The organism is Haladaptatus sp., assembly GCF_049589095.1.
Lineage (GTDB): Archaea > Halobacteriota > Halobacteria > Halobacteriales > Haladaptataceae > Haladaptatus.
In genome coordinates, this window is record NZ_JBAWAC010000300.1 from 1 (window position 1) to 4,520 (window position 4,520).

Genomic DNA, 4,520 nt, shown 5'->3' on the forward strand with positions numbered 1-4,520 from the left:
GTGACGCTACCGACGATGCGCCCCCGCGGTGAATCGCCGGGAATCGAGTCCACGACACCCATCACCTCGCGGGAGGAATGGTGTTCACAGATACGCCACGCGACGGATCGAATCCGCGACGGACAGCTAAAGAAGGTAGTCATCGCAACCGCGTTGGAGGTCGAACTCGGCGAATCGGTCGTCGTTCCGGACATCCTCGAACGGCTTCGAACGTCCTATCCGGAGTGTTATCGATTCCTCGTGCAACCCACGTCGTCGGGCGGGTTTTTCGGCGCGCCGCCGGAACGCCTCGTTTCCCTTCGCGGTGGGACGGTCGAGACTGAAGCGCTCGCCGGATCCATCGGCCGCGGCGAGACACCCGAGGAGGACGACGAGCTCGCAATCTCGCTCGCGGACAGCGAGAAGGTTCGGGAGGAACACGAACTCGTCGCCGAAACCATCCGTGAGCGGCTCGAACCCCTCGCGTCGTCCGTTTCGGTCGGCGAGCGACGACTCAAGCGACTTTCGACCATTCAACACCTACAGACGCCGATTTCGGCGGATATCGGCGACGACGAACACGTTCTCTCGGTCTTCGAAGCCCTCCATCCGACTCCCGCGGTCGGTGGGCTCCCGCTGGAAGACGCCATGCGAACGATTCGGGAGACGGAAGGGTTCGACCGTGGCTGGTACGCCTCGCCGGTCGGCTGGTTCGACGCCGACGGGGACGGCGAATTCGCCGTCGGCCTGCGTTCCGGTGTCGCAGCCAACGACCGTGTCACCCTGTTCGCCGGAAACGGCATCGTCGCCGATAGCGACCCCGAAGCGGAGTGGGACGAAGTGCAGTTGAAATTCCTGCCGATTTTGAACGAACTCGAATGACCTACCCGAACCGAAACACGCTGTGGGCCGAAACGTTCGTGGACGAGTTGGCCGCCGGTGGGGTCGATGCTGTCTGTCTCTCTCCTGGTAGTCGATCGACGCCGTTGACCGTCGCGTTCGCCCTGCACGACGATATCGAGGTGTTCTCCCATTTGGACGAGCGCTCGGCGGCCTTCTTCGCGCTCGGGCGAGCGAAGCGCACCGGCAAGCCGACCCCCATCGTCTGCACCTCGGGAACGGCGGCGGCGAACTTCCACCCGGCCGTCATCGAGGCCGACCGAGCACGGGTCCCGTTGCTCGTCTGCACGGCGGACCGACCGCCGGAACTCCGCGATAGCGGCGCGAACCAGACCGTAGACCAGGAGAAACTGTACGGAAGCGCCGTTCGCTGGTACGCCGACGTCGCCGAACCGGAAGCCACCCCGAGGAAACTGCGCTACCTTCGCACGACGGCCGCCCGCGCCCTCGGTTCGACGACCGGAACACCACCGGGACCGGTGCATCTCAACTTCCCGTTCCGAAAACCCCTCGAACCGACCGACGTCGATGGGGATGTTCCCGACTCGTTCGCGGATGACGAACCGCTCGCGGCCGAGGGGCGTGACGGGCCGTTCGTTCACCTCTCGCAGGGCGTTCCCGAACTCGATTCCGCCACGTTCTCCCGACTCGCCGAGTCGATGGTCGACGCGGAACGCGGCCTGCTCGTCGTCGGCCCCGCCGACGCGCCGACACCGGACCGTGGCGAATTGGAAAGGCTGGCCGATGCGACCGGCTTCCCCGTGCTCGCCGACCCGCTGTCGGGGCACCGGTTCGGCCACGACCGGCCCATCGTCGGCGGCTACGATTCGTATCTCGTGCCGGACGTGACCGACGAATGGCCCGACCCGGACGTGGTTCTACGGTTCGGCGCATCCCCGACTTCGAAGGCCCTTCGTCAGTACCTCGAACGCGTCGAAACCCAACAGTTCGTCGTGGACTCGGCGGGGGGGTGGCGTGAAGCCTCGTTCACCGCGACGGACCTCGTCGTCGCCGACCCGACATGCCTCGCCCGGCGACTCGCCGACAAACTCGAAGACGGAGAAAATGGAGGGAACGACGAGTGGAGGGCACGGTTCGAGCGTGCGGAGTCCGCCCACCGGTCGCTGCTCGCGGAAACGGAGGAGCATTTCGAGGGCGGCGTGCTCGCCGATGTCTCGCAACTCGTTCCGGATCCGGCGACGCTGTTCGTGTCCAACAGCATGCCGGTCCGGGATTTGGACCGCTTTGCCCGCCCGCGGTCGGCCGACGTGACCGTTCTCGGAAATCGGGGCGCAAGCGGTATCGACGGCATCATCAGCTCTGCACTCGGCGCGGGGAGCGCGACGGACGACCCGCTCGTCCTCGTCACCGGCGACATCGCGTACTACCACGACATGAACGGACTGCTCGCACTCGACCGCTGTGGCGTGGACGCGACCATCGTCGAAATCAACAACGACGGCGGTGGCATCTTCCACATGCTTCCCATCGAATCGTTCGACCCGCCATTTTCCGGGCAGTTCCGGACGCCACACGGACTCGATTACGCCGCGACTGGCGACCTCTACGACCTCGATTTCCAGCGCGTGGAGACGCGTTCCGAATTCCGTGACGCGTTTTCGGATTCCCTCGACAGCACCGGGACGCAGGTTATCGAAGTGCTCACGGACGCCGAACCGAGCCATCGGATTCGGGAATCGTTCCAAGAGCGTCTCGTCACCGACCTGTCCTCCGATTCCGGAGTCTAGTTTTCAGCGAAGATAATCCCGGGAAGATTCATGTCTTTCACCAGCGAACGTGGAGGCGGATAGTTATTATGTCTCATACAGCCACGGAATCCAGAGAACTCGTCACGTATCTACAGAAGCACGTCGGGGACCTTCTTCGAAGCGTTCTCTACTACGATGCCGATTCCTGCGAACTACTCTACATCCGTGACGACGTCGCCGACGCTTACGACGAACAGGAGCGTGCCGACGTACGCCGCGACATGCGACTCGAAGCCATCGAGAAATCACATCAGGAAGACCTCTACAATCACGGATCGTTGAACTGTACCATTCGTTGTTTCGACGACGCCATCGAGATGCACTTCACGCACGGCGAGCTTTGCGGTACCGCCGTCGCGCTCGACGGCGAAGCGTTCGCGGTACAGAACACGTTCGTCGGCGCCTGCCTCGACATCATGAGCGGGGAGTAGCCCACGGCGGTCACCGAACTCGGTCACTTCTACTCTCGTTCTCGTTCCCGCGTTTCGAGTTCCGTTCGCAGTTCGTCGACCTCGTCTCTCAGTTCGGATACCTGCTCTTGTGACCGTCGGTGGAGCACGAATATTCCTCCGAAGATGGTCAATGGAACGCCGAACAGCAAGATTGCCATGATGAAGATGACGATCAACTCCATGCCGCCCGGGACGGGACCGAACAGAGGGATCATGACCTCAAATTGACAGCAGGTGCGTAAATGCTTCGTGGTTACACGCCGACGATGAGCGGACCAAGCAACACCCCCATGAGATGGACCCGTCGGCACCCCAATCGCGGTGGGAGGCAACCGAGGATGGCACTACAAACGAAGAGACCGACACCGACGACGCCCGCGAACAGGAACGACGCCGCGATCAGCAGACAGAGGACGCCAATGGAGAGCCGTCGGTAGTTCAGCCCACCGACCGCTTCGAGGTAGGTGTCGCCGAGAACGAGGACGAGGGCGAACCCGACGACGCCCGCGATAGCGACGCTGGCGAGGAGCACCGGCAGATCGAGCGGCGCGTTCGTCTCACGCAGGGCGACCATCACGCCTGTTCGCGGCGTTCCGAGCGAGACGAGCGCGAAAAGCGCGAAGATGGTGTTTGCGGTGTTGACGCCGCTAGTCGCCACAATGAATCCACGTGCTTCGGTTCTCCGGGGGACCAGTGCCAGCGCGATGACGGCCGCTATCGCGCTCGACACGCCGGGGAGATATCCGACGATTCCACCGGCGAACGCACCAGCGAGTGCGGTTACGGCGATGGCCCGATGGGTCATCGTGAGCGTTGCTTCGGCCTGTGGCGGAACCCCCGTTCCGTTCATCGCGTCCACGAGCACCGGCGCGCCGAACAACCCCGCAAACAACGGCGTGAGTACCCCGCCGATGCCGAGGGGTGCCGATGGTGAGAGCGGAAGGGCCAGGATGCCGAGCACGGCACTCGTGCAGAAGACGACGAGGCCACCGACTTTCCCGCGGGTCGTCGGTTCCGTGAGCACGAGAAACGCCGTGATTCCGACGAGAAAGAACGGGAGATGGTTCCGAACCAGCGGGTAGGCATCCGTCATCGCCGCCGTGATCGGAATCGCCAGCGGCACCGCGAACGCCACCGCCAGCCCGCTCCCCAGTGCCGAGAGCCGAAGCGCCTCCCTGCCTTGGCCTTCGATGACCAACCGATGGCCGGGGAGCGCCCCCGCCGCCATCACCGGGTCCGGGACCCCGAGCGCCAGCGACGGAACCACGTCCAGAAACGAGTGGACGACCCCCGCCGCGAGTATCGCCGCCCCGACCAGTTTCGGCGGTCCGGCTATCGACCCCGCCACCGACGCCAGCAAGAGCGCGAGGTTGTTGACGTGAATTCCCGGTGTAAGCCCGCTTATCGTACCGACAACGAT

The 4,520-nt window shown here is 63.9% G+C and carries 5 protein-coding genes; 3 read left to right on the forward strand and 2 right to left on the reverse strand.

The window, feature by feature from the left end; all coding sequences use genetic code 11:
• The 3 genes from WBV42_RS09730 to WBV42_RS09740 all read left to right on the forward strand — a co-directional run.
• Positions 1–861 (forward strand): isochorismate synthase (locus WBV42_RS09730; protein WP_423985849.1); only part of this gene is annotated, 861 nt, incomplete at its 5' end.
• Positions 858–2,627 (forward strand): 2-succinyl-5-enolpyruvyl-6-hydroxy-3-cyclohexene-1-carboxylic-acid synthase, encoded by a 1,770-nt coding sequence (menD, locus tag WBV42_RS09735; RefSeq protein WP_423985850.1) that lies wholly within the window; start codon positions 858–860, stop codon positions 2,625–2,627. The genes WBV42_RS09730 and menD, both read left to right, overlap by 4 nt.
• Before the next feature lie 68 nt (positions 2,628–2,695).
• Positions 2,696–3,079, forward strand: coding sequence for a DUF7522 family protein (locus WBV42_RS09740; protein WP_423985851.1), 384 nt, complete (start codon positions 2,696–2,698; stop codon positions 3,077–3,079).
• A gap of 29 nt (positions 3,080–3,108) precedes the next feature.
• On the opposite strand, the gene WBV42_RS09745 is transcribed toward WBV42_RS09740, so the two are convergent.
• Together WBV42_RS09745 and WBV42_RS09750 are read right to left on the reverse strand one after the other, a co-directional pair.
• Complete coding sequence (locus WBV42_RS09745) at positions 3,109–3,315, reverse strand: hypothetical protein (RefSeq protein ID WP_423985852.1); 207 nt, start codon at positions 3,313–3,315, stop codon at positions 3,109–3,111.
• 38 nt (positions 3,316–3,353) lie between these two features.
• A partial coding sequence (locus WBV42_RS09750) for a tripartite tricarboxylate transporter permease (RefSeq protein ID WP_423985853.1) occupies positions 3,354–4,520 on the reverse strand: 1,167 nt, incomplete at its 5' end.